The sequence below is a fragment of the Mycobacterium sp. NGS51 genome (assembly GCF_059812525.1).
Genome location: NZ_JCALCV010000002.1, coordinates 1 through 23,410, shown reverse-complemented (window position 1 = coordinate 23,410; position 23,410 = coordinate 1). Strand labels below are relative to the sequence as shown.

23 protein-coding genes are annotated in these 23,410 nt (G+C 66.8%); 17 read left to right on the top strand and 6 right to left on the bottom strand.

The window, feature by feature from the left end; genetic code table 11:
- The first annotated feature begins 63 nt into the window (after positions 1 to 63).
- Together AC5Y5W_RS02750 and AC5Y5W_RS02745 are read left to right on the top strand one after the other, a co-directional pair.
- On the top strand, positions 64 to 507 hold the full coding sequence (locus AC5Y5W_RS02750) for a PPOX class F420-dependent oxidoreductase (protein WP_500010741.1): 444 nt from the start codon (positions 64 to 66) through the stop codon (positions 505 to 507).
- A gap of 70 nt (positions 508 to 577) precedes the next feature.
- Positions 578 to 766: a DUF5302 domain-containing protein gene (locus AC5Y5W_RS02745; RefSeq protein WP_500010742.1), complete on the top strand. Its 189-nt coding sequence runs from the start codon at positions 578 to 580 to the stop codon at positions 764 to 766.
- 203 nt (positions 767 to 969) lie between these two features.
- Here the strand turns inward: AC5Y5W_RS02745 and AC5Y5W_RS02740 are convergent, their stop codons facing one another.
- Positions 970 to 1,221, bottom strand: a complete 252-nt coding sequence (locus AC5Y5W_RS02740) for a hypothetical protein (protein WP_500010743.1) — start codon at positions 1,219 to 1,221, stop codon at positions 970 to 972.
- Between the two features lie 172 nt (positions 1,222 to 1,393).
- Between AC5Y5W_RS02740 and AC5Y5W_RS02735 the strand changes: the two genes are divergently transcribed.
- Positions 1,394 to 1,963 carry an HhH-GPD-type base excision DNA repair protein gene (locus AC5Y5W_RS02735; protein ID WP_500010744.1) on the top strand — a complete coding sequence of 190 codons (570 nt, stop codon included), beginning with the start codon at positions 1,394 to 1,396 and terminating at the stop codon, positions 1,961 to 1,963.
- A complete protein-coding gene (locus AC5Y5W_RS02730) occupies positions 1,960 to 2,106 on the top strand; it encodes a hypothetical protein (RefSeq protein ID WP_007169078.1) in 147 nt (48 codons plus the stop codon). Before AC5Y5W_RS02735 ends, AC5Y5W_RS02730 begins: the two co-directional genes overlap by 4 nt.
- 92 nt (positions 2,107 to 2,198) lie before the next feature.
- Here AC5Y5W_RS02730 and AC5Y5W_RS02725 read toward each other — a convergent pair whose 3' ends face one another.
- Positions 2,199 to 3,155 carry an Rv1157c family protein gene (locus AC5Y5W_RS02725; protein ID WP_500010745.1) on the bottom strand — a complete coding sequence of 319 codons (957 nt, stop codon included), beginning with the start codon at positions 3,153 to 3,155 and terminating at the stop codon, positions 2,199 to 2,201.
- Between the two features lie 66 nt (positions 3,156 to 3,221).
- Complete coding sequence (locus AC5Y5W_RS02720; protein WP_500010746.1) at positions 3,222 to 3,851, bottom strand: hypothetical protein; 630 nt, start codon at positions 3,849 to 3,851, stop codon at positions 3,222 to 3,224.
- A 133-nt stretch (positions 3,852 to 3,984) separates the two neighbouring features.
- Here AC5Y5W_RS02720 and AC5Y5W_RS02715 point away from each other — a divergent pair, with 133 nt between their 5' ends.
- Positions 3,985 to 5,241 (top strand): mannosyltransferase, encoded by a 1,257-nt coding sequence (locus tag AC5Y5W_RS02715; protein WP_500010767.1) that lies wholly within the window; start codon positions 3,985 to 3,987, stop codon positions 5,239 to 5,241.
- Here AC5Y5W_RS02715 and AC5Y5W_RS02710 read toward each other — a convergent pair.
- Positions 5,219 to 5,503 carry a 4a-hydroxytetrahydrobiopterin dehydratase gene (locus AC5Y5W_RS02710; RefSeq protein ID WP_500010747.1) on the bottom strand — a complete coding sequence of 95 codons (285 nt, stop codon included), beginning with the start codon at positions 5,501 to 5,503 and terminating at the stop codon, positions 5,219 to 5,221. The genes AC5Y5W_RS02715 and AC5Y5W_RS02710 overlap by 23 nt on opposite strands.
- 27 nt (positions 5,504 to 5,530) lie before the next feature.
- Between AC5Y5W_RS02710 and AC5Y5W_RS02705 the strand changes: the two genes are divergently transcribed.
- The 6 genes from AC5Y5W_RS02705 (at position 5,531) to AC5Y5W_RS02680 (ending at position 13,499) form a co-directional block, all read left to right on the top strand.
- Positions 5,531 to 5,932: a (deoxy)nucleoside triphosphate pyrophosphohydrolase gene (locus AC5Y5W_RS02705; protein WP_500010748.1), complete on the top strand. Its 402-nt coding sequence runs from the start codon at positions 5,531 to 5,533 to the stop codon at positions 5,930 to 5,932.
- A 440-nt stretch (positions 5,933 to 6,372) separates the two neighbouring features.
- Entirely contained in the window at positions 6,373 to 10,041 is a 3,669-nt protein-coding gene (locus AC5Y5W_RS02700; protein WP_500010749.1) for a nitrate reductase subunit alpha, read from the top strand.
- Positions 10,038 to 11,678, top strand: a complete 1,641-nt coding sequence (narH, locus tag AC5Y5W_RS02695; RefSeq protein ID WP_500010750.1) for a nitrate reductase subunit beta — start codon at positions 10,038 to 10,040, stop codon at positions 11,676 to 11,678. Before AC5Y5W_RS02700 ends, narH begins: the two co-directional genes overlap by 4 nt.
- Positions 11,675 to 12,328, top strand: a complete 654-nt coding sequence (narJ, locus tag AC5Y5W_RS02690; RefSeq protein WP_500010751.1) for a nitrate reductase molybdenum cofactor assembly chaperone — start codon at positions 11,675 to 11,677, stop codon at positions 12,326 to 12,328. Before narH ends, narJ begins: the two co-directional genes overlap by 4 nt.
- A gap of 1 nt (position 12,329) precedes the next feature.
- Complete coding sequence (gene narI / locus AC5Y5W_RS02685; protein ID WP_500010768.1) at positions 12,330 to 13,085, top strand: respiratory nitrate reductase subunit gamma; 756 nt, start codon at positions 12,330 to 12,332, stop codon at positions 13,083 to 13,085.
- 27 nt (positions 13,086 to 13,112) lie between these two features.
- On the top strand, positions 13,113 to 13,499 hold the full coding sequence (locus tag AC5Y5W_RS02680; RefSeq protein ID WP_500010752.1) for a MarR family winged helix-turn-helix transcriptional regulator: 387 nt from the start codon (positions 13,113 to 13,115) through the stop codon (positions 13,497 to 13,499).
- Positions 13,500 to 13,518: 19 nt separating this feature from the next.
- On the opposite strand, the gene AC5Y5W_RS02675 is transcribed toward AC5Y5W_RS02680, so the two are convergent.
- A complete protein-coding gene (locus AC5Y5W_RS02675) occupies positions 13,519 to 13,689 on the bottom strand; it encodes a hypothetical protein (protein ID WP_499886519.1) in 171 nt (56 codons plus the stop codon).
- Positions 13,690 to 13,762: 73 nt separating this feature from the next.
- Between AC5Y5W_RS02675 and typA the strand changes: the two genes are divergently transcribed.
- On the top strand, positions 13,763 to 15,649 hold the full coding sequence (gene typA, locus AC5Y5W_RS02670; RefSeq protein ID WP_500010753.1) for a translational GTPase TypA: 1,887 nt from the start codon (positions 13,763 to 13,765) through the stop codon (positions 15,647 to 15,649).
- A gap of 70 nt (positions 15,650 to 15,719) precedes the next feature.
- The gene (locus tag AC5Y5W_RS02665) at positions 15,720 to 17,600 is read left to right on the top strand and encodes an ABC transporter family substrate-binding protein (protein WP_500010769.1); all 1,881 of its coding nucleotides are present in this window, start codon (positions 15,720 to 15,722) and stop codon (positions 17,598 to 17,600) included.
- A gap of 27 nt (positions 17,601 to 17,627) precedes the next feature.
- Here AC5Y5W_RS02665 and AC5Y5W_RS02660 read toward each other — a convergent pair whose 3' ends face one another.
- Positions 17,628 to 18,218, bottom strand: a complete 591-nt coding sequence (locus tag AC5Y5W_RS02660; protein WP_500010754.1) for a TetR/AcrR family transcriptional regulator — start codon at positions 18,216 to 18,218, stop codon at positions 17,628 to 17,630.
- A gap of 159 nt (positions 18,219 to 18,377) precedes the next feature.
- Between AC5Y5W_RS02660 and mshB the strand changes: the two genes are divergently transcribed.
- The 4 genes from mshB to AC5Y5W_RS02640 all read left to right on the top strand — a co-directional run bounded on the left by mshB (position 18,378) and on the right by AC5Y5W_RS02640 (position 23,367).
- The gene (gene mshB / locus AC5Y5W_RS02655) at positions 18,378 to 19,283 is read left to right on the top strand and encodes an N-acetyl-1-D-myo-inositol-2-amino-2-deoxy-alpha-D-glucopyranoside deacetylase (RefSeq protein WP_500010755.1); all 906 of its coding nucleotides are present in this window, start codon (positions 18,378 to 18,380) and stop codon (positions 19,281 to 19,283) included.
- 93 nt (positions 19,284 to 19,376) lie between these two features.
- Positions 19,377 to 19,853 (top strand): hypothetical protein, encoded by a 477-nt coding sequence (locus tag AC5Y5W_RS02650; RefSeq protein WP_500010756.1) that lies wholly within the window; start codon positions 19,377 to 19,379, stop codon positions 19,851 to 19,853.
- 87 nt (positions 19,854 to 19,940) lie between these two features.
- The gene (locus tag AC5Y5W_RS02645) at positions 19,941 to 22,544 is read left to right on the top strand and encodes a bifunctional FO biosynthesis protein CofGH (protein WP_500010770.1); all 2,604 of its coding nucleotides are present in this window, start codon (positions 19,941 to 19,943) and stop codon (positions 22,542 to 22,544) included.
- Between the two features lie 58 nt (positions 22,545 to 22,602).
- On the top strand, positions 22,603 to 23,367 hold the full coding sequence (locus tag AC5Y5W_RS02640) for a maleylpyruvate isomerase N-terminal domain-containing protein (protein WP_500010757.1): 765 nt from the start codon (positions 22,603 to 22,605) through the stop codon (positions 23,365 to 23,367).
- The last annotated feature ends 43 nt before the right edge of the window (positions 23,368 to 23,410 follow it).

Genomic DNA, 23,410 nt, shown 5'->3' with positions numbered 1-23,410 from the left:
AAGTCCGCGATCCCAAGGATGGACGGCCATCATCTCGTGATGGTAACCGAGTAAGCTTCCCGCATGGGACGCCAAGTGTTCGACGACAAGTTGCTGGCGGTGATCGCCGACAACTCCCTCGGCGTGCTGGCCACCATCAAGCGCGACGGGCGTCCACAGCTGTCCAACGTGCAGTACTACTTCGACGCCCGCCGCAACGCCATTCAGGTGTCGATCACCGAGCCACGGGCAAAAACGCGTAACCTGCGGCGTGACCCGCGGGCTTCGCTTCTGGTCAGCTCCGACGACGGCTGGTCGTATGCGGTGGCCGAGGGCACCGCGGAATTGACGCCCCCGGCGGGCGCCCCCGACGACGACACCGTGGCTGAGTTGATCGCCTTGTACCGCAACATCGCCGGCGAACACCCGGACTGGGAAGAGTACCGCCAGGCGATGGTCACCGATCGGCGCGTGGTGCTGACCATCCCGATCGTCCACGTGTACGGCATGCCGCCCGGAATGCGGTAGCCGCGCAGGTTCGTTGCGCCTGCTTGTCGGGCGGTACCCGCCCGCATCGTCGCCGCGCTAGGCTGCCGTTATGGCAGCATCCAACTCCGAACCGGATTCCACCTCGGAGGACGAAACCAAGCGCAGGTTCCGCGAAGCTCTGGACCGCAAGAAGGCTCAGTCAGCCGGTGGAGCGGCGCACAAGGACAGCGGCGCCAAACAGTCGCGAACACACGGTCCGGTGGAGAACCGCCGCGAATTCCGTCGCAAGAGCGGATAGTTACTGCACCACAAGGCTTTTGCGCGGTGCTACCGGGCCGGCTTTGAACCCTGCGAATGCCCAACGCGCAGCGCACCCAGACCCGGCGGTCGATGCGCCGCTGGAGGCCAGCCCCTAGCGGTACATACTCCGTTGTCTTCTACACGTTCGCACAACCCACCGACACGGCCACTGAACCGCTCGTGACGTCGAATCAAGAGAACCTAGCTGTAGGGCCCGCTGTAGCGGCCAGGGCACGGCGCGAACACGCTGATATAGCTGCCCGTGTCAGGGCACCAGACCTGCACCATGTGCGGTCCATCGCCATCCGGCACCAGTCGGCACTCTGAGACAGACGGCAGAATGCAGTCGGAGCCATACCCCGGTGCCGCGGAAGCCGGCGCGGCCCCCGCCAAGCCGACAGCAGGTGTAGCCACCGTCAACGCGGCACTGACGAGGATGTTCGGTAGCTGCATGCGTGCGGCACTCCTTCGTCGTCACTCCCGAAACCATCTCCCGACAACCGAGTATGCCGCTGCCCTACGACAGTCCTCGTCGGGTGGCCGAGCACCTTCACGGCATGTTCGTCGCCAAGCGCGACACCCTGTTGGGGGCGGTGCTGGTGAACCCTCCTTCTACACTGTGCAAGTGCCCAACCTGCAGCTTGCCCAAGACCCGGCCGCCGACGCGCTGCTGGCGGCCAACCCGTTCGCTCTGCTCGTCGGCATGCTGCTCGACCAGCAAGTGCCGATGGAAACCGCGTTCGCGGGCCCGAAGAAGATCGCCGACCGGATCGGCGGTTTCGACGCCTCCGAGATCGCCGATTACGACCCGGACAAGTTCGCCGCCTTGTGCTCGGAAAGACCTGCGATACACCGCTTTCCAGGATCGATGGCTAAGCGGATCCAGGCCCTGGCGCAGCTCGTCGTGGATCGCTACCAAGGTGACGCCACCGCGTTGTGGACGGCCGGCGAACCGGACGGGGCGGAGTTGCTGCGGCGGCTCAAGGGCCTACCCGGTTTCGGCGAGCAGAAGGCACGAATCTTTCTGGCGCTGCTCGGCAAGCAATACGGCGTCACCCCGACCGGCTGGCGGGCGGCGGCCGGAGAGTACGGCAAGGCCGGTACTCACATGTCGGTTGCCGACATCGTCGACGCCCGGTCGCTCGACCAGGTGCGGTCCTACAAGAAGCGGATGAAGGGAAAGGCGGCAACGTGAAGACACATCTGACGTGTCCGTGCGGAGAGGCCATCGTTGGCAAGGACGAAGACGAACTGGTCGAACTGACTCAGGCGCACCTTGCCAGCGTTCATCCCGGCCTCGAGTATGACCGCGATGCGATCCTGTTTATGGCCTACTGACGGCTGAACTCTGGCGCGAACGTGCGTGTCTGTACAGCGACACGCCGCGTCAACCGTACAACTGCGCCCGCTCGCGCGAGATCTGAGCCGGGTTACGGCACCACCGTCGAACCGATGGTGGGCATGAACTGGCACTGCTTGTCCTTGGTGGTGACCTGTCCGAAGATCGTCGACATGATGCTGCCCGACCCGGTATCGGCGATCGCGGTCAACGTCGTCGGTCCATCAGCGTTGATGTCTGCTTGCGGCTTGAGCGTGGCACTGCCCGACTTGCCGGTGGTCAGGTTGACCCAGGTGACATTCAACGGCAGCTTCTGCACCTCGCCGGGTCCAGGTGTGCCAACCGCGGTGAACACGTAGGCGGTCTGGCCGGGCCGGGGGCCCGGTGTCGGGATCTTGGCCGGCCCCGCGACCGACAGCGCGGTCGCGATGGCATTGCCGCCGTCGGCCAGGCAGTTGGTGCCGATCGAGGGATACATGAAGTCCTGCGTGGGCGGAGCGTCGGGGTTGTACGCCGGGGCGGCGGCCGGTGCCGCCGTGTCGGCAGCCGCCGGCGCCCCTGCCGCTGGCGCTGATGCGCCGGCGGGCGGTGCCGGAGCGGGCACCGGTGCGGCGACGGGCGCGATAGCCGGCGCCGGTGCCGGCGCGGCAACGGGGCCCGGGCCGGCCGCATGCGCAGGGTCGATACCGGTGGGCAGATGTGCTTGGAAACCCGGTTCCACACCGACCGCCGGGATGTGGGCCGTTGGGTCCTGCACGAACTGATTCACCGACGATGCAACGTTTTTCGATTCGGCCGGCACCGAGGGATTGCGCGAAAATGCCGACGCGGCAGCCATCAGCAGCTGCGACGCCTGCTGCGGGTCACCGGCAGCCTGCTGGATGATCGGGCTCAACTGGTCGAGTGCCGGCAGGCCGGGCAACTGCTGAGACGGCGCCGGTGGCGCCGGCGCCGGGTCCGCAGCGGCGTTCGGGCAGAGCCCGAATGCAGTGGTTGAGGCGATGGCCGCAGCGGCCAAACCAATGGTCAGATTCGAAGTGCGTACCACGGTGTTCTCCCGATCCTCGGTTGTGAGTTAGCCGGCCAACCCGGGTTGGCCGGCTAACCATGCGTGTCAGGGCAGTGCGGAGAGCGGTATCAGCAGCGGGTTGCTCGGCGCGGTGGGCGCCGGAGCGGCGACCGCGGGCGTGCCCGGTTGCACGCCGTGCGGAACCGGCAGGCCACCCGGAGCCAACGACGCCAGGTCACCGGGTAGCGACACTTGCTGCGGCAGCGGCACCGGAAGGAACGGCACCTGCGGCATATCCAGCTGCGCCGTCGGCATCAGCTGCGCAGGGTTGGCCGGGGCCGCGGGTGCCGCCGGCGTAAGCCCCGGGATACCGGTGGATACCCCTGGCGTGGTCGGAGCGGTCGCCGGGGCGCCCGTGGTTGCGCCGGGCAGAAGCGAACTCGCGCCAGGGACGGTCGACGCCGCATTGGGTGCGCCGCCGGGCTGCTGCGGGGCCCTGATCGTGGCGCCGGCCAGCGGCGGCGGGGTGGACGGCGCGGGCGGGGTGGCCCCGAGAGCCGTCGCGAGGCTTTGCAGCATCTGTGGTGCGTGGCTTGCCGTGTTGACGAGCTGTTCCCCAATGTTGGGAGCCGGCACTGGCAGCGCCGGGTCGGCGTGGGCGACACCGCCGGCCAGCAACGCCGCTGACCCGCCGGCGAGGACGGCGGTCGCGCGTAACAACGTCCAAATGGTCATGGTTCTCCCTGGTTTCGACGACTGGTCGACCCGATCGTTCGCGTGATGCCAAAGTGACTCAAGTGACACGTGTGGCATTTATTCGATCGTTACGCACCCGAGTGGTTGCGGTTATCCGGCCAGACGGCGCTGCCTGATCGATAGCGCCATCGCTAGAGTCGGGCGAATAGACACGACCCCGGCCGCCCCGGCGGCACCGATCATCCGCCGGCGCGCGATCTCGTTGAATGCTGCCGCGCCGGCGCTGTTGTTCTTGAGCGTCGCCGCGCGGCTGGCCTGGACCTACTTGGTGCCCAACGGTGCCAACTTCGTCGACCTGCACGTCTACATCGGCGGCGCAGCCGCCATCGACCACCCCGGCACGCTGTACAGCTACGTCTACGCCGACCAGACACCGGATTTCCCGCTGCCGTTCACCTACCCACCATTCGCGGCGGTCGTCTTCTATCCGCTGCACCTGCTGCCGTTCGGACTGGTGGCCTTCTGCTGGCAGGTCGGCACTATGGCCGCGCTCTACGGAGTGGTACGGATCAGCCAACGACTGCTCGGCGTGGCAGCCGGTGCAGGGCATCGTGTCGCGATGTGCTGGACCGCCGTCGCCATCTGGATCGAACCGTTGCGCAGCACCTTCGACTACGGACAGGTCAATGTGCTGTTGGTGCTGGCCGGCCTGTTCGCGGTTTACACCACCCGGTGGTGGCTGTCGGGCCTGCTGGTGGGTGTGGCGGCGGGGGTGAAGCTGACCCCGGCGATCACCGGTCTGTACTTCCTCGGAGTCCGGCGGTGGGGCGCCGCGGTGTTCTCCGCGGTCGTGTTTTTGGCCACCGTCGCGGTGTCGTGGCTGGTCGTCGGCGACCAAACCCGCTACTACTTCACCGTGCTGCTGCGCGACACCAGGCGGGTCGGTCCGGTCGCGACGTCATTCAACCAATCGTGGCGCGGGGCCATCTCACGCCTCGTCGGCCACGACGCCGGCTACGGCCCGCTGGTGTTGGCCGGGCTTGCGGTCACCGCGGTGCTGGCCATCCTGGCCTGGCGATCGCTGAACGACGACCGGCTCGGTCGGCTGCTGGTCGTCGAGTTGTTCGGGTTGCTGCTTTCACCGATTTCCTGGACCCATCACTGGGTGTGGCTGGTGCCGTTGATGATTTGGCTGATCCACGGGCCACTGTCCCGCCAACGCGGCGCAGGAATCCTCGGGTGGGGCTGGCTGGTGCTGACCCTCATCGGCGTGCCCTGGCTGCTGAGCTTCGCCCAGCCGACGATCTGGCAAAGCGACCGGCCCTGGTATCTGGCCTGGGCCGGGCTGGTCTACATCGTCGCCACGCTGGCAACGCTGGCCTGGATCGCCGCGACCGGGCGAACTGTCAGCTCCCCAGAATTCCGTTGATGTCGCGGGCCATCGCGATGTCGTTCTCGGTAATCCCGCCCTCGGAATGCGTCACCAACGCGAAAGTCACTGTACGCCAACGGATATCGATATCCGGATGGTGATCCTTGGACTCGGCGTGCTCGGCGACCCGGCGTACGGCGTCGATACCGGCGAGAAACGCCGGAAACTTGACCGACCGCCGCAGGGCACCGTCGGAACGCTGCCAGCCGTTGAGTTCGGGCAGCGCGGCGTCGACTTGTTCATCGGTTAACACAGCCATACTTCCGACGGTATACCGTCACTCGCGATGCCGAACCAGATCGTGGTCGCCGGGGCCGTCATCTCGGATGCGGCGCTGCTGGTGGCCCAGCGCTGCCGGCCGCCGGAACTGGCCGGGCGGTGGGAATTGCCCGGCGGCAAGGTGACAGACGGGGAAACCGAGCCCGACGCGCTGGCCCGGGAATTGGCCGAAGAATTGGGTGTTGAGGCCGACGCCGTCGCGGTCGGCGAACGCCTGGGCGCCGACATCGCCCTGAACGCCACGACGACGCTGCGGGCCTATCGGGTAGCTCTGCTGCGCGGCGAACCCCATCCGCACGACCATCGCGCGCTGCGTTGGGTGACCGCAGCCGAACTGCACGACATCGACTGGGTCCCCGCCGACCGGCAATGGTTACCCGCGCTGATTCGGGTGCTCGACGCGCACTGAAGGGGTCTGGCTCAGCTCGGCAAAGAGCTGCCCGAAACGCGCACAGCGGTTTGCCAGGAAAGCCACAGAACTGTCGAAGGAACGCGTCGTAATCGGGTTTTTACAAAGGTAAACGGAATATTAACGTTCGCCTGCCATGCTGCTGCCAGCCTGAATGGTTTCGTGTAACCCGTGGATACGGCGGTTTCGGTCGACAACGGTGCGCACCAGGCTGGCCGCGCAGCATCGCCTATCAACAGCCCGCCGGTTGTCGGCGTGCTCGGCGTGCTCGCGAGCACTTATGCTTGTGAGCGGTTGCTGACCAGCGCGTGGGCCGCCGATGGTGATGGCCTCGTCGGGGCTGGTCAAACGGGTCGGCGAGATCGCCGTCGGGGCGCTGGCCAATCCCAAATGCGCGGCGCTGAGGCTGCAGGCATACGGCACTGATGAGGAGGGCTTCGTTGACTGTGACGCCGCGAGTCGGAGGTCGGATCGAGGAGTTGTTGGAGCGCAGCGGTCGCTTCTTCACTCCGGGCGACTTCTCCGCGGACCTGCGCACGGTCACCCGGCGAGGCGGCCGGGAAGCCGACGTGTTTTACCGCGATCGGTGGAGCCACGACAAGGTGGTGCGTTCGACGCACGGGGTCAACTGCACCGGGTCGTGCTCGTGGAAGATCTACGTCAAAGACGGCATCATCACCTGGGAAACGCAGCAGACGGACTACCCGTCGGTGGGGCCTGATCGGCCGGAGTATGAGCCCCGAGGCTGCCCCCGCGGCGCCTCGTTCTCCTGGTACAGCTATTCCCCGACCCGGGTGCGCTACCCGTACGCGCGCGCTGTGCTGGTCGAGATGTTCCGGGAGGCCAAGGCCCGGCTCGGCGACCCGGTACTTGCCTGGGCCGACATCCAGGCCGATCCCGAGCGCCGTCGCCGCTACCAGCAGGCCCGCGGCAAGGGCGGGTTGGTGCGGGTCAGCTGGGCTGAAGCCACCGAGATGATCGCCGCGGCCCACGTCCACACCATCAAGGAATACGGTCCCGACCGGGTCGCCGGGTTCTCCCCGATCCCGGCGATGTCGATGGTGTCGTTCGCCGCGGGGTCGCGGTTCGTCGAGCTGCTCGGTGGCGTGATGACATCGTTTTACGACTGGTACGCCGACCTTCCGGTGGCGTCGCCGCAGGTGTTCGGCGACCAGACCGACGTGCCGGAATCCGGGGACTGGTGGGATGCCGCCTACCTGATGATGTGGGGCTCCAACGTCCCGATCACCCGCACCCCGGATGCGCACTGGATGGCCGAGGCCCGCTACCGAGGGCAGAAGGTGGTAACCGTCAGCCCGGACTACGCCGACAACACCAAGTTCGCCGACGAGTGGATGCCCTGCGCTGCTGGTACCGACGCGGCGCTGGCGATGGCGATGGGCCACGTGATCCTGTCGGAATGCTATGTGCAAAAACAGGTTCCGTTCTTCATCGACTATTCGCGCCGCTACACCGACTTGCCGTTCCTGATCAAGCTGGAAGAGCGCGGTGACACGCTGGTGCCGGGCAAGAACCTGACGGCCGCGGACATCGGCCAGCACGGCGAAAACTCAACATTCAAACCGGTTTTGCTCGACGAGGTCACCGACACCGTCGTCGTGCCGCACGGGTCGCTGGGTTTCCGCTATGGCGAAGAGGGCGTCGGCAAGTGGAATCTCGACCTCGGTGACGTGGTGCCGGCCCTGAGCGTGGATCGTCCGCACGCACTGAACGGTGATCGCACCAGCGCGCTGGTGTCACTGCCCAGTTTCGACACCAACGACGGCCACGGTGAGATGGTGGCGCGCGGCGTGCCGGTGCGACGGGTGGGAAACCACCTGGTGTGCACGGTCTTCGACCTGATGCTGGCCCACTACGCGGTGGCACGGCCCGGGCTGCCCGGCGAATGGCCGACCGGCTACGACGACGCCACAATCCAGAACACACCGGCCTGGCAGGAGCCGATCACCGGAGTGTCGGCCGCGCAGGCTGTTCGGGTCGCCCGTGAATTCGCCTGCAGCGCAGAGGAATCCGGCGGGCGGTCGATGATCATCATGGGCGGCGGCATCTGTCACTGGTTCCACAGTGACGCCATCTACCGCGCGGTGCTGGCGCTGCTGATGCTGACCGGGTCGATGGGCCGCAACGGCGGCGGATGGGCACACTACGTCGGCCAGGAGAAGGTGCGTCCGCTCACCGGCTGGCAGACGATGGCGATGGCCACCGACTGGTCGCGCCCACCGCGACAGGTGCCCGGCGCCTCGTACTGGTATGCCCACACCGACCAATGGCGCTACGACCATTACGGCGCCGACAAACTGTCCAGCCCGGTGGGCCGGGGCAGGTTCGCCGACAAGCACACGATGGACGTGCTGAGCTCGGCGACGGCGATGGGCTGGAGCCCGTTCTACCCGCAGTTCGACCGCTCCAGCCTCGACGTCGCCGACGAAGCGCGCGCAGCCGACCAAGATCCCGGCGAATACGTGGCCGAGCAACTGGCCGCGCGAAAGCTGAAGCTCTCGGTCACCGACCCGGACAATCCGGTGAACTGGCCACGGGTGCTTACCGTGTGGCGGGCTAACCTGATCGGTTCGTCGGGCAAAGGCGGCGAGTACTTCCTGCGCCACCTGCTGGGTACCGACTCCAACGTCCAGGCCGATCCGCCCAGCGACGACATCCCCGAGGGCAAGCTCGACCTGATGATGTCGATCGACTTCCGGATGACGTCGACAACGCTGGTCTCCGACGTGGTGCTGCCGGCGGCCACGTGGTACGAGAAGGCCGACATATCCAGCACCGACATGCACCCCTACGTGCACGCATTCAGCGCCGCGGTCGACCCACCGTGGGAAACCCGCAGTGACTACGACGCTTTCGGTGCTATCGCTCGCACCTTCAGCACGCTGGCCAAGCGGCATCTGGGTACCCGCAGTGACGTGGTGCTCACCGCACTGCAGCATGACACCCCGGACGCGATGGCCTATCCCGATGGCACCGAACGTGATTGGCTGCAAACCGGTGAGACGCCAGTGCCGGGCAAGACCATGGGCAAGCTCACCGTGGTGGAGCGCGACTACACCGCGATCTACGACAAGTGGATGACGCTGGGCCCGCTGGTCGACAAGTTCGGCTTGACGGTGAAGGGCTACACCGTGCATCCCTTCGAGGAGGTCAGGCAACTGGCCGCCAAGTTCGGGGTGATGAATTCCGGTGCGGGAGCAGGCCGTCCGGCTATCACCAAGGCCGATCGGATGGTCGACGTGATACTCGCGCTGTCCGGAACGTCCAACGGCCGGCTCGCCGTCGAGGGCTTCCGGGAACTGGAGAAGCGCACCGGCCAGCAGTTGGCCCACTTGGCCGAGGGCAGCGAAGAGCGCCGTATCACCTACGCCGACACCCAGGCCCGTCCCGTCCCGGTGATCACCAGCCCGGAGTGGTCCGGAAGCGAGACCGGTGGCCGCCGCTACGCACCCTTCACGATCAACATCGAACACCTCAAGCCGTTCCACACGCTGACCGGGCGGATGCACTTCTATCTCGCGCACGACTGGATTGAGGAGTTGGGGGAGCATTTGCCGGTCTACCGCCCGCCGCTGGACATGGCGCGGCTGTTCGACGCCCCCGAGCTCGGCCCGACAGGTGATGGAATCGGCCTGACGGTGCGGTATCTGACCCCGCACTCCAAGTGGTCATTCCACTCCACCTACCAGGACAACCTGTACATGCTGTCGCTGTCGCGCGGTGGCCCCACCATGTGGATGAGTCCAGCCGACGCAGCCAAAATCAGTGTGCGTGACAATGATTGGGTCGAGGCGGTCAATGCCAACGGTGTCTTCGTGTGCCGCGCGATCGTGTCGCACCGAATGCCTGACGGCGTGGTGTTCGTCTATCACGTGCAGGAACGCACCGTCGACGTTCCGCGCACCGAGACCACCGGCAAGCGTGGTGGTAACCACAACGCGCTGACCCGGGTGCGGATCAAGGCGAGTCATCTGGCCGGCGGGTACGGCCAGCATGCGTTCGCGTTCAACTACCTGGGCCCGACCGGCAACCAGCGCGACGAGGTGACCGTGGTGCGCCGCCGCAGCCAGGAGGTGAAGTACCAGTGAAGGTAATGGCGCAGATGGCGATGGTGATGAACCTCGACAAATGCATTGGCTGCCACACCTGTTCGGTGACCTGCAAGCAGGCCTGGACGAACCGCTCCGGCACCGAATACGTCTGGTTCAACAACGTCGAAACCCGCCCGGGCGTGGGCTACCCCCGCACTTATGAGGATCAGGACCGCTGGCGCGGCGGCTGGATACGCGACAAGAAGGGCCGGCTGCGGTTGCGCGATGGCGGCCGCCTTCACAAACTGTTGCGGATTTTTGCCAACCCGAAACTGCCCGGCATCGGCGACTACTACGAGCCGTGGACCTACGACTACGAGAACCTGACATCGGCACCGCTGGGCGACACGTTCCCGGTTGCGCAACCGCGCAGCCAGATCAGCGGCAAGCCGATGAAGATCGAGTGGGGAGTCAACTGGGACGACAACCTCGCCGGCTCAACGGAAACGCTGCGCGATGACCCGGTGCTAAAGAAGGTCAGCGACGAGATCAAGCTCAAGCTCGAAGAAACATTCATGTTCTACCTGCCGCGGATCTGCGAGCACTGCCTCAACCCGTCGTGCGTGGCATCCTGCCCATCGGGCGCGATGTACAAGCGCAGCGAGGATGGCATTGTGCTGGTCGACCAGGACCGCTGCCGTGGCTGGCGGATGTGCGTGTCGGGATGCCCTTACAAGAAGGTGTATTTCAACCACCAGACCGGCAAGGCCGAAAAGTGCACGTTCTGCTATCCGCGCATCGAAGTCGGGTTGCCGACGATCTGCTCAGAGACCTGCGTGGGGCGGCTGCGCTATCTGGGGCTGGTGCTCTACGACGCTGACCGGGTGCTGGAGGCGGCGTCGGTGGAGCGGGATACCGACCTCTATGAGGCGCAGCGGCGAATCCTGCTGGACCCCAACGATCCCGAGGTGATCACCGCTGCGCGCAGCGAAGGCATATCCGACGAGTGGATCGAGGCCGCCCAGCGGTCGCCGATCTACGCGCTGATCAACACGTACAAGGTGGCGCTGCCGCTGCATCCGGAATACCGCACCATGCCGATGGTTTGGTACATCCCGCCGCTGTCTCCGGTGGTCGACGCCGTCAGCCGCGACGGGCACGACGGCGAAGACGTCGGCAACCTGTTCGGCGCTATCGAAGCGTTGCGCATCCCGATTCAGTACCTGGCCGAGCTGTTCACCGCCGGTGACACCCAAGTCGTCGACGAGGTGCTGCAGCGGCTGGCCGCGATGCGCTCCTACATGCGCGACATCAATCTCGGGCGTGAGACCCAGCCGCACATCCCGGCGGCGGTCGGCTTGAGCGAGGAACAGATCTACGAGATGTACCGGCTGCTGGCCATCGCGAAATACGAAGAGCGTTATGTGATCCCGACTGCCTACACCGGTGAGATCCCGGCGGCGGCCGCCGACATGGAGTGCTCACTGTCGAGCGACGGCGGCCCGGGCATGTACGAGTCGGGTCCGTTCGCCAACCCCACCGAGGGCCCGGTGCCGGTGGCGGTGGAATCCTTTCACGCGATGCAAAAGCAGACGTCCGACGGCAACGGCAACCGCGCCCCGCGAATGAATCTGTTGGACTGGGATGGCGGAGACGTGCCGTCCGGGATGTTCCCGGAAGAGCAGAAGCAATGAAACTGCTGACCAGATCACGGGGTCCGGCTCTGGCCGATCGATTGGTCTGGCAGGCGGCCTCGCTGCTGCTGGCCTATCCCGATGAACAGCGCGACGAGCGCCTCGACACCGCTGAGGCACTGCTGGCCCATGTCGACGGGACCGCGGCGCAGCTCCTGGGGCGCACCGTCGCGGCGTCGCGAGCCACCGATCCACTGGCCGCAGCCACCGAGTACGTCGAAACCTTCGATATGCGCCGCCGCTCGACGATGTACCTGACGTACTGGACCGCCGGAGACACCCGCAACCGCGGCCGCGAAATGCTGGCATTCGCCAGCGCCTACCGGGAGTCGGGGGTGGAGCCGCCGCGCAGCGAGGCCCCCGACCACTTGCCGGTCGTGCTCGAGTTCGCCGCCACCGTCGACCCTGAAGTGGGCCGCCGGCTGCTGATCGAGCACCGGATACCGATCGACGTGCTGCTGGGTGCGTTGACCCGCGCGCAGTCGCCCTACGCGCACGCCGTGGCCGCGGTGTGTGAAACGCTGCCGCCGGTGACCGACCAGGAAGTGCAGCGGGCTCACCGACTGGCCGAAGCGGGGCCGCCCGCGGAATCGGTTGGACTGCAACCATTCACATTGACCGTGCCACCGCGACGTGAAGGAGGCGGCTGAGTTGGACCGCGCCGCAATTTTCTGGGACATCTCGCCGTACGTCACATTGGCGATCCTGATCGTCGGCACCTGGTGGCGTTACCGCTACGACAAGTTCGGCTGGACGTCCCGCTCGTCGCAGCTCTACGAGTCGCGGCTGCTGCAGATCGCCAGCCCGATCTTTCATTTCGGCATCCTGACGGTTTTCGCCGGGCACGTCATCGGTTTGGTCGTCCCACCGACGGCCACCAAATGGTTGGGAGTCGGCGAGGAGACCTACCACGTCCAGGCGGTCGTGTTCGGGCTCATCGCCGGTCTTTCGACACTGGCCGGGATCGGGTTGCTCATCTACCGCCGCGCGACCCGCGGGCCGGTGCGGATGGCCACCGCCCGCAGCGACACAGTGATGTATGTGGTGCTGATGCTGGCGCTCGTCGTCGGCTTGTACTGCACCTTGCAGGGCACCGGGATCGAAGGCCACGCCCACGTGTACCACTACCGCAATACCGTCGGCGTGTGGTTCCGCGGCATCTTCATTTTCCGGCCGGGCGGACAAAATATGGTCGGCGCGCCGCTGGACTACCAATTGCACGCAGCCATCGGGATGGTGCTGTTCTGCTTGTGGCCATTCACCCGGTTGGTGCACGCATTCAGCGCGCCCATCGGATATTTGTTCCGGCCCTACGTGGTCTACCGCAGCCGCGACGCGGTCCGCAGCCGCGAAACCGGCGACAAGAACCAACTGGTGGGGTCGGCGCCCCGTCGCCGCGGCTGGTAGGCCGGCGATCGTCATATCGTGGCAGACATGGGTCTGCCCGATGACGTCTACGCGCGGTTGTTGCGGCTGCGGACCGATTTGCGCCGCTTCGAGCGGTGGAGCGCCGAGCAGGCCCGGGCCGCCGGTCTGACACCCATGCAGCACCAGTTACTGCTGGCGACCCGCGGACACGCCGACCGGCGTGGACCCACGATCGGCCAGGTCGCGGATTACCTGCTGCTGCGCCACCACAGCGCCGGCGAACTGACCCAGCGAGCCGAGGCCGCGGGGTTGGTCCGGCGCGTCCGCGACAGTGACGATCACCGGGTGATCCGACTACAGCTCACTGCCGAAGGCTCCGGTCGGCTGGAAGCGCTGACCGCGATACATCTCGAAGAGCTGGAACGGCTCAGCATCGCATCGCTGGGGCGATAACGCCGAAGTGTGGCGGTTCTCACTCGCGCCGACGGGCGCGCCGGTAGACCTTCTGCAGCTTCTTGCCCCGAGTTCCGTCCTGATGCGCCTTGCGCACCGCCTGAATCACCACCGGACACCGTTGACACCGCGGCGAGCTGCGGCAACACTTCTTCTTCGGCTTGGCATCGGCGAGCTTGCTGAGCTTCACAGTGGGCGGCGGTCCTGCTGAGTCACAGTGGGCGAGTTTCGCGAACTGGCCTCCACACTGCCAGAATCACCCGGTGCAGTTCCGTAACGTCGCCATCGTCGCCCACGTCGACCACGGCAAAACCACGCTGGTCGACGCGATGCTGCGGCAGTCCGGAGCGCTGCACGAGCGCGGTGAGGCCACCGAGCGAGTCCTGGACACCGGCGATCTGGAGCGGGAAAAGGGCATCACGATTCTGGCCAAGAACACCGCCGTGCACCGCCATCACAGCGACGGCAGCGTCACCGTGATCAACGTCATCGACACGCCGGGCCATGCCGACTTCGGCGGCGAGGTCGAACGGGGGCTGTCGATGGTCGACGGGGTGCTGTTGCTGGTCGACGCGTCGGAGGGGCCGCTGCCGCAGACCCGCTTCGTGCTGCGCAAGGCGCTGGCCGCGCATCTGCCGGTGATCCTCGTCGTCAACAAAACCGACCGGCCCGACGCGCGCATCGCCGAGGTCGTCGACGCCAGCCACGACCTGCTGCTCGACGTCGCAGCCGATCTGGACGACGAAGCCGCCAAGGCCGCCGAAGAAGCACTGGGGCTGCCCACGCTGTACGCGTCCGGGCGCGCCGGGGTGGCCAGCACGGCCCAACCCGATGACGGCCAGGTGCCCGACGGCGACAACCTCGACCCGTTGTTCGACGTTCTGCTGCAACACATTCCACCGCCGACCGGCAACCCGGATGCGCCGCTGCAGGCGCTGGTCACCAACCTGGACGCCTCGGCGTTCCTGGGCCGGCTCGCGCTGATCCGGATCTACAACGGCCGGTTGCGCAAGGGTCAGCAGGTGGCGTGGCTGCGCGAGGTCGACGGTGAGCCCGTCGTCGCGTCCGCGAAGATCACCGAGCTGCTGGCCACCGAGGGCGTCGAGCGGTCACCGACCGAGGAGGCCATCGCGGGCGATATCGTCGCGGTTGCCGGCATCCCGGAGATCATGATCGGCGACACCCTTGCCGACCCCGCGAATCCTGTTGCGCTGCCGCGGATTACCGTCGACGAGCCGGCGATCTCGGTGACCGTCGGCACCAACACCTCGCCGTTGGCGGGCAAGGTGGCCGGACACAAACTGACCGCGCGGATGGTCAAATCGCGGCTGGACACCGAGTTGGTCGGCAATGTGTCGATCCGGGTGCTCGACATCGGCCGGCCCGATGCCTGGGAAGTCCAGGGCCGCGGCGAGTTGGCGCTGGCGGTGCTGGTCGAGCAGATGCGCCGGGAGGGTTTCGAGCTGACCGTCGGCAAGCCGCAGGTGGTGACCAAAACCGTCGACGGCAAACTGCACGAGCCGTTCGAGGCGCTCACCATCGATTGCCCCGAGGAGTATGTCGGTGCGATCACCCAGTTGATGGCGGCCCGCAAGGGGCGGATGGTCGAGATGGCCAACCACGCCACCGGTTGGGTGCGAATGGATTTCGTGGTCCCCAGCCGAGGGCTGATCGGGTGGCGTACCGACTTCCTGACCGAGACCCGTGGCACCGGCATCGGCAACGCGGTGTTCGAGGGCTACAAGCCGTGGGCCGGTGAGATCCGGTCCCGGCACACCGGCTCGCTGGTATCCGACCGGTCCGGCGCGATCACCCCGTTCGCGTTGATTCAGCTGGCCGATCGCGGGCAGTTCTTCGTCGAACCCGGACAAGACACCTACGAGGGCATGGTTGTCGGCATCAACCCGCGCGCCGAGGACCTCGACATCAACGTCACCCGGGAGAAGAAGCTCACCAATATGCGTTCGTCGACTGCCGACGTGATCGAGACGCTGGCCAAGCCGATCGAACTCGATCTCGAGCAGGCCATGGAGTTCTGTGCGACCGACGAGTGCGTCGAGGTGACGCCGGAGGTGTTGCGGGTGCGCAAGGTGGAACTCGACGCCACCACCCGGGCCCGCAGCCGCGCGCGGGCCAAGGCCCGGGCCTAGCGGCGAAAAGTCTCGCCGTGGTTACACGCTCGGCGCAATAGTGGCGCCGCTAGCAACCCCCGATACCCTGTTGGGCGTGCCGAGACCAGCCCGCCGCGCCCGCCTGGCGATCGCCGCGCTGGTCGTGGTGGTGGCCAGCTGCACCGTCAGCCCGCCGCCGGCGCCGCAGAGCACCGAGACGTCGAAGAGCGCACTGCCCCCGCCACCGCGCGTCACGCAGATCATCATGGGTATCGACTCGATCGGCGCGGGGTTCAACCCGCATCTGCTGTCGGATCTGTCGGCGGTCAACGCCGCGATCAGCGCACTGGTGCTGCCCAGCGCGTTTCGTCCGGTGCCCGACCCCAACACTCCCACCGGGTCGCGCTGGGAGATGGATCCGACGCTGCTGGTGTCAGCCGAGGTGACCAGCGAAGACCCGTTCACCGTCACCTACAAGATCCGGCCGGAGGCACAGTGGACCGATAACGCGCCGATTGCCGCCGACGACTTCTGGTACCTGTGGCGGCAGATGGTCGGCCAGCCCGGTGTGGTGGATCCGGCCGGCTACGATCTGATCACCGGCGTGCAGTCGATCTACGGCGGCAAGCAGGCCGTCGTCACGTTCGCGCAGCCCTATCCGGGGTGGCGGGAGTTGTTCAGCAACATCCTGCCGGCCCACATCGTCAAAGATGTGCCGGGCGGCTTTCCGGCCGGCCTGGTGCGCGCGCTACCGGTTACCGGCGGACAGTTCCGGGTGGAAACCATCGACCCGCAGCGCGACGAGATCCTGCTCGCCCGCAACGACCGCTATTGGGGGCCACCGGCCAAACCGGACCTGATCCTGTTCCGGCGGGCCGGTGCGCCCGCGGCATTGGCCGACTCGATCCGCAACGGCGACACCCAGGTGGCTCAGGTACACGGCGGCTCGGCGGCTTTTGCGCAACTCTCAGCGATCCCGGATGTGCGGACCGCCCGGATCGTGACACCGCGCGTCATGCAGCTCACGTTGCGCGCCAACGTACCCAAGCTGGCCGATTCCCAAGTGCGCAAGGCGATTCTGGGGCTGCTCGACGTCGATCTGCTGGCCGCGGTGGGAGCCGGCAGCGACAACACCGTCACTCTGGATCAGGCGCAGATCCGCTCGCCCAGCGACCCCGGCTACGTGCCGACGGCGCCGCCAGCGATGAGCAATGCTGCGGCGTTGGGGCTGCTGCAGAGCTCCGGGTACCAGATCGAAAGCGACACATCCGCGTCCGTGCCGCCACCGGACGCGGATTCGCCGACCACACCGCTGGGCGCCGGGCCGCCCGAAGTCACCCGCGGCCGGGTCAGTAAGGACGGCAAGCAGCTGTCATTGGTTATCGGGGTGGCCGCCAACGACCCGACGTCGGTGGCCGTTGCCAACACCGCTGCCGACCAGTTGCGCAACGTCGGTATCGCCGCGACGGTCCTGGGGCTGGATCCGGTGGCGCTCTACCGCGAGGCGTTGGTCGACAACCGGGTGGACGCCATCGTCGGGTGGCGCCAGGCCGGCGGGAATTTGGCGACGCTGCTGGCCTCGCGGTACGGCTGCCCCGCTCTGGAGGCGACGGCAGTGTCGACCGCGGCGGCGCCGACGTCCAACGCTGACGAGTCCCCGACATCCAAGGCGGCTCCGGAGACACCGACGCCGGGATCGAGCCGGGCGCCGGAGCCGGGCGCGCTGGTGCAGGCGCCGTCGAACATCACCGGAGTCTGCGACCGCAGCATCCAGTCCAATATCGACGCCGCGCTCAACGGCACCAAGAGCATCAACGACGTGATCAATGCGGTCGAGCCGCGGCTGTGGAACATGTCCGCCGTGCTGCCGATCCTTCAGGACACCACGATCGTCGCAGCCGGACCCAGCGTACAAAACGTGAGCCTTTCCGGCTCGGTGCCGGTCGGGATCGTCGGCGACGCGGGGGAGTGGGTCAAAACAGCTCGGTAGGGCCGGCGTTTGCGCTGCGCCGCAGAGCTATTCGCTGCGCACCGGGATCACCGTGTCGACAATGCGCATGAGTTGGCGCTTGTTCGGCGGAGCTCCGGTGAGCAGCAGATGCTGATTGATCAACGCCGGTCCGACTCGTGCAGTCAGCGGCGTGAGCGCGTCTGAATCAACGTCGCCGTTACGTTCGCCGGTCCGCAGAATCGATTCGATGATCCGCAGCCGGGGAGCCACCACCGCGTCGGCGAAGATGGCGCGCAGTTCAGGTTCGTGAATGAGCTGGCCGATGATGGCCAAGCTGGGAAACGCCGTCTTGCCCGCCAGCACATCGCAGTGCGCGGTGAAGACCGCCAGCAGATTCTCGCGTGCCGACCGGTCCGGGCGCGGCTCCGCCAGCGGCGGCAACGCGTACTGCATGGCGGCCTGCACCAGGTCATGCTTGCTGGACCAGCGTCGATACAGAGCGGCCTTACCGGTCCGGGCCCGCGCGGCGATCCCTTCCATCGTCAGCCCGCCGTAGCCCACGGCCGCCAGCTCGGCCAACGCCGCGTCGTACAACGCGTGCTCGAGTTCTCGCCCACGCCGTCGGCTGCGGACTGCGGTGCTCTGCTGAATCATCATCTGATAGTAGTCACCAGCGTTTCTCAGCGGCATCAGTTGGTGCGGCTGTCCATGCGGCCCAACCATTTCCGCTATCCCAGCGGGGACCCGCCTCGGCTGGCGCAACGGTAGCGTCTACTAAATATTCACGATGCAGCGCACCGTGGGTATCGTGCGTTCATGCAGGAGACGCCGCGGCTGCTGTTCGTGCATGCGCACCCCGACGACGAAAGCCTCACCACCGGTGCCACCATCGCGCACTACGCCGCTCGAGGGGCTCAGGTCCATGTCGTCACGTGCACGCTCGGCGAGGAGGGCGAGGTCATTGGTGAGCGCTGGGCGCACCTCGCCGTCGACCACGCCGACCAACTCGGTGGCTACCGCATCGGCGAACTCACCGCGGCGCTGCATGCCCTGGGCGTCGGTGCGCCGATCTTTCTCGGCGGCGCGGGACGCTGGCGTGACTCGGGCATGGCCGGGACGGCGCCGCGGCATTGGCAACGATTCATCGACGCCGACGAACGCGAGTCGGTCGGCGCGCTGGTCGCACTGATTCGCCAGTTACGCCCACACGTCGTGGTGACCTACGACCCCAACGGCGGCTACGGGCACCCTGACCACGTGAACGTCCATGTCGTCACCACGGCGGCAGTGCGGGCGGCAGCAACCGCGGACTATGCCGGCACCCCGTGGACGGTTCCGAAGGTGTACTGGACGGTCATGGCCAAAAGCGCCATCGCGGCGGGACTCAGCGGACTCGAACCCGACGATTTGCGACCCGAATGGGCAGTGCCGACGGATAGCGGTGAGTTCGACGCGCTCGTCTACTCCGATGACCAGATTGACGCCGTCGTCGACGCCCATGCCGCACTGCCCGCCAAGCGAGCGGCGCTGGCCGCGCACGCCACCCAGGTCATCGTCGGACCCACCGGACGGGCGTGCGCGCTGTCGAACAACCTGGCCCTGCCCATTTTGGGGCAGGAGCACTATGTTCTCGCCGACGGCGCCGCGGGAGACCGCGATCAGCGCGGCTGGGAAACCGACCTGCTGGCCGGACTTTCAGTGAACGACGCGGCCACGCGGTAGGCTTTCCGGCGAGGACGCCGCGGAAGGAACTGATATGGATCCCGACCTGGACTACAACCAGCAGCACTGGCAGGACCGGCTCGACAGCTTCCAGTGGGTGATCGGTTCCCTGGTTGCTCAGCTGGACAGCGTTCCCACCTGATCGCTACCAAGCCGAGCGCCGGTTCGGCTGAGAATACCGGCGCGACGGATCCCGCTATTCGGATCGTCGTCCTGACGCTGCTGGCCGTCGACGGCATCCTCTCCGCAATTGTTGGCGCGCTGCTGCTACCCGCCTATATCGGTTCCATTCCCTTTCCCATCAGTGCGTTGATCAGTGGGCTGGTCAACGCGGCTCTGGTCTGGGCGGCGCGGCGATGGACACAGTCGGCGCAGGTCGCGGCGCTGCCGCTGTGGATGTGGTTGTTGACGGTCGCGGCGATGTCGTTGGGCGGCCCCGGTGACGATTGCATCCTGGATACCTGCACCGGGAGGTTCGTGCGCCCGCTGCTGCTGATTGTGCTGGGTGTGCTGCCGCCGGGCTGGGTGCTCTGGCGACAGCGAACCCGTCGCTCAGGGGACCAGCCTTAGCGCCACCGGCTGCCGCTACTGTTGCGCGTATGGGATTTCGGATTGCTGGGCGCGGATGAAATCCGGCCGGACGGAAGTTACACCACCGTGCCGCTGATCTCCGGCGATGAGCCGACCGTGCTGCCCAACCCCGCAGTGCCGCCGAAACCCAGCACGTCTGCGCTGCGGCGGGTATTGCGGCGAGCCCGCGACGGGGTGGCACTGAACATCGACGAGGCGGCCATCGCGATGACCGCGCGGGGTGAAGATCTGACTGAACTGTGCCGCAGCGCGGCGCGGGTACGCGACGCGGGCCTGCAATCGGCTGGGCGACGCGGTGCGCACGGCCGGCTGCCAGTCAGCTACTCGCGCAAGGTGTTCATCCCGGTCACACATCTGTGCCGCGACACCTGTCATTACTGCACATTCGTGACCGTGCCGGGCAAGCTGCGCGCTCACGGCGCCGGGATGTATCTGGAACCGGACGAGATACTCGACATCGCCCGTCGCGGGGGCGAACTGGGTTGCAAAGAAGCACTATTCACCCTTGGCGACCGGCCTGAGCAGCGCTGGCCGGAGGCACGCCAGTGGCTTGACGAACGCGGGTATGACAGCACGCTGTCCTACGTGCGGGCGATGGCGATCCGGGTATTGGAGGAAACCGGGCTGCTGCCGCACTTGAACCCCGGCGTCATGAGCTGGTCGGAGCTGTCCCGGCTGAAGCCGGTGGCGCCGTCGATGGGCATGATGCTGGAGACGACGTCGCGCCGGCTGTTCGAAACCCGCGGGCTGGCCCATTACGGCAGCCCGGACAAAGACCCGGCGGTTCGGTTGCGCACGCTGACCGACGCCGGCCGGCTGTCGATTCCGTTCACCACAGGTCTGCTGGTGGGCATTGGCGAGACGCTGCATGAGCGCGCCGACACCCTGCACGCGATCCGCAAGTCGCACAAGGAGTTCGGCCATATCCAAGAAGTGATCGTGCAGAACTTCCGGGCCAAGGAACACACCGCAATGGCGTTGGCGCCAGACGCGGGCATCGACGACTTTTTGGCCACCGTGGCGGTCGCGCGACTGGTACTCGGACCGGGAATGCGAATCCAGGCGCCGCCGAACTTGGTGTCGCGGGCCGAATGCCTGGCCCTGCTCGCCGCGGGCGTCGACGACTGGGGCGGTGTCTCCCCGCTGACTCCCGACCACGTCAACCCGGAGCGGCCCTGGCCCGCTCTGGACGAGCTCGCAGCCGTCACCGCCGAAGCCGGTTATGACCTGGTGGAGCGGCTGACCGCGCAGCCCAAATATGTGCAGGCCGGTGCGGCGTGGATCGATCCGCGTGTCCGTGATCACGTTGCGGCGCTTGCCGATTCAGAGACCGGCCTGGCCCGCGACCTCAAGCCGGCCGGTATGCCGTGGCAAGAGCCCGACGACGTGGGATCGTCGGGCCGGGTGGATTTGAACGCGGCGATCGACAGCGAGGGCCGCAGCACCGAGGCCCGCAGTGACCTCGACAGCGCGTTCGGGGATTGGGATGCAATCCGTGCGCATGTCGAAGAGCTGGCTGCGCGCGCACCTGAGCGCATCGACACCGACGTACTGGCCGCGCTGCGCGCTGCCGAACGCGACCCCGCCGGCTGCTCCGACGACGAGTATCTGGCGTTGGCGAACGCCGATGGTCCTGCGTTGGACGCTGTTGCCGCACTGGCGGATTCGCTGCGCCGTGATGCCGTCGGCGACAACGTGACGTTTGTGGTGAACCGCAACATCAACTTCACCAACATCTGCTACACCGGGTGCCGGTTCTGCGCGTTCGCCCAACGCAAGGGCGACGCCGATGCCTATTCGCTGTCGACGGCGGAGGTCGCCGACCGGGCGTGGGAGGCCCATGTCGCGGGCGCGACCGAAGTGTGCATGCAGGGCGGTATCGACCCTGAACTGCCGGTCACCGGCTACGCCGACCTGGTGCGGGCGGTCAAGGCCCGGGTGCCGTCGATGCACGTGCATGCGTTTTCGCCGATGGAGATCGCCAACGGGGTGACCAAGAGCGGGCTTTCGATCCGGGAGTGGCTGATCAGTCTGCGGGAGGCCGGCCTGGACACCATTCCGGGAACTGCCGCCGAGATTCTCGACGACGACGTGCGCTGGGTGCTCACCAAAGGGAAGCTGCCGACGTCGGAGTGGATCGACATCGTGACGACCGCCCACCAGGTGGGGCTGCGGTCGTCGTCGACGATGATGTACGGCCACGTCGACAATCCGCGACACTGGGTTGCCCACCTGAACGTGTTGCGCGGCATCCAAGATCGCACCGGCGGTTTCACCGAATTCGTGCCGCTTCCGTTCGTGCATCAAAGCTCGCCGCTGTATCTGGCCGGCGCGGCGCGGCCCGGGCCCAGCCATCGGGACAACCGCGCTGTGCATGCGCTGGCCCGAATCATGCTGCACGAACGTATTTCTCATATCCAGACCAGCTGGGTGAAGCTTGGTGTGGAGCGCACGCAGGTCATGCTCAACGGCGGCGCCAACGACCTGGGCGGCACGCTGATGGAGGAGACCATCTCGCGGATGGCCGGCTCGGAATACGGGTCGGCGAAAACCGTGTCCGAGCTGGTGGCGATCGCCGAGGGCATTGGCCGCCCCGCATGCCAGCGCACCACCACGTACCTCCCTGTTTCTGCGCGAGCGTGCGTGTTCCCGGCCGACGCGCCGGGCTGAGGACCGGGAACACGCACGCTCGCGCCGTGATGAACCGTCCGGAGGGGAGATCCGCACCGTGCATTCAAAAATCGACGCCGACCGATTCCCCGAGTGGCAACCCTTTCTCGACGCTGTCCAGCGGCGCCGCCCCGACGCCGGAACCTGGTGTGAGGCGTGGACCGTGCGCGACATCGTCGTCCATCAAGCCGGCAACGCCGAGGAACTCGCCCGGGTGCTCACCGGGCATCTCAAGGGCACACCCGTCGAGACGCGCAGCTTCGAGGAACGCGAGGGACCGCTGCGCGCACTGAACGACACCGAGCTGTGGGAGGCGCTGCAGGCACGAATGGCAACGCTGAACGAGGTCGCACACGCCGCCGACGACATACCCGCCGATACCGATGTCGCCTGGACCGGCCGGACGATGAAAGTTCCCTGGTTCGCCGAGCACATGCGCGAAGAGCTCGTCCTCCACAGCTGGGACATCACCGGCGACGATGCCGCAGCGCAAACCCAACTGGCCCAACCGTGGATGACGACACACAGCGTGGTCGCCGTGGGAAAACCGTTGCTGGCCAAGGGCGCTCAGCTGATCGATCCCGGCGAACGCATCGAGGCGAGGCTGCGGGTTCCCGGCGCCGATGACATCGCCGTGACTGCCGAGGCGGGGTCGGTCACTATCGCGCTCGTCGCGCCGGACGGACCCGCCACGCTGGAAACCGATGCGGCGGCCCGGGTGCTGCTGTTGTGGGGGCGGCGCCCCGCCGATCCCTCGCGGATCCGCAGTACCGCCGGCCCGCAATCCCTGAGCCGGGTGCGGCGTCTGCTGACCGGGTACTAACCCGTCTTGGGGGCGCGAGCGTGCGCTATTCCGGGTTTTATTG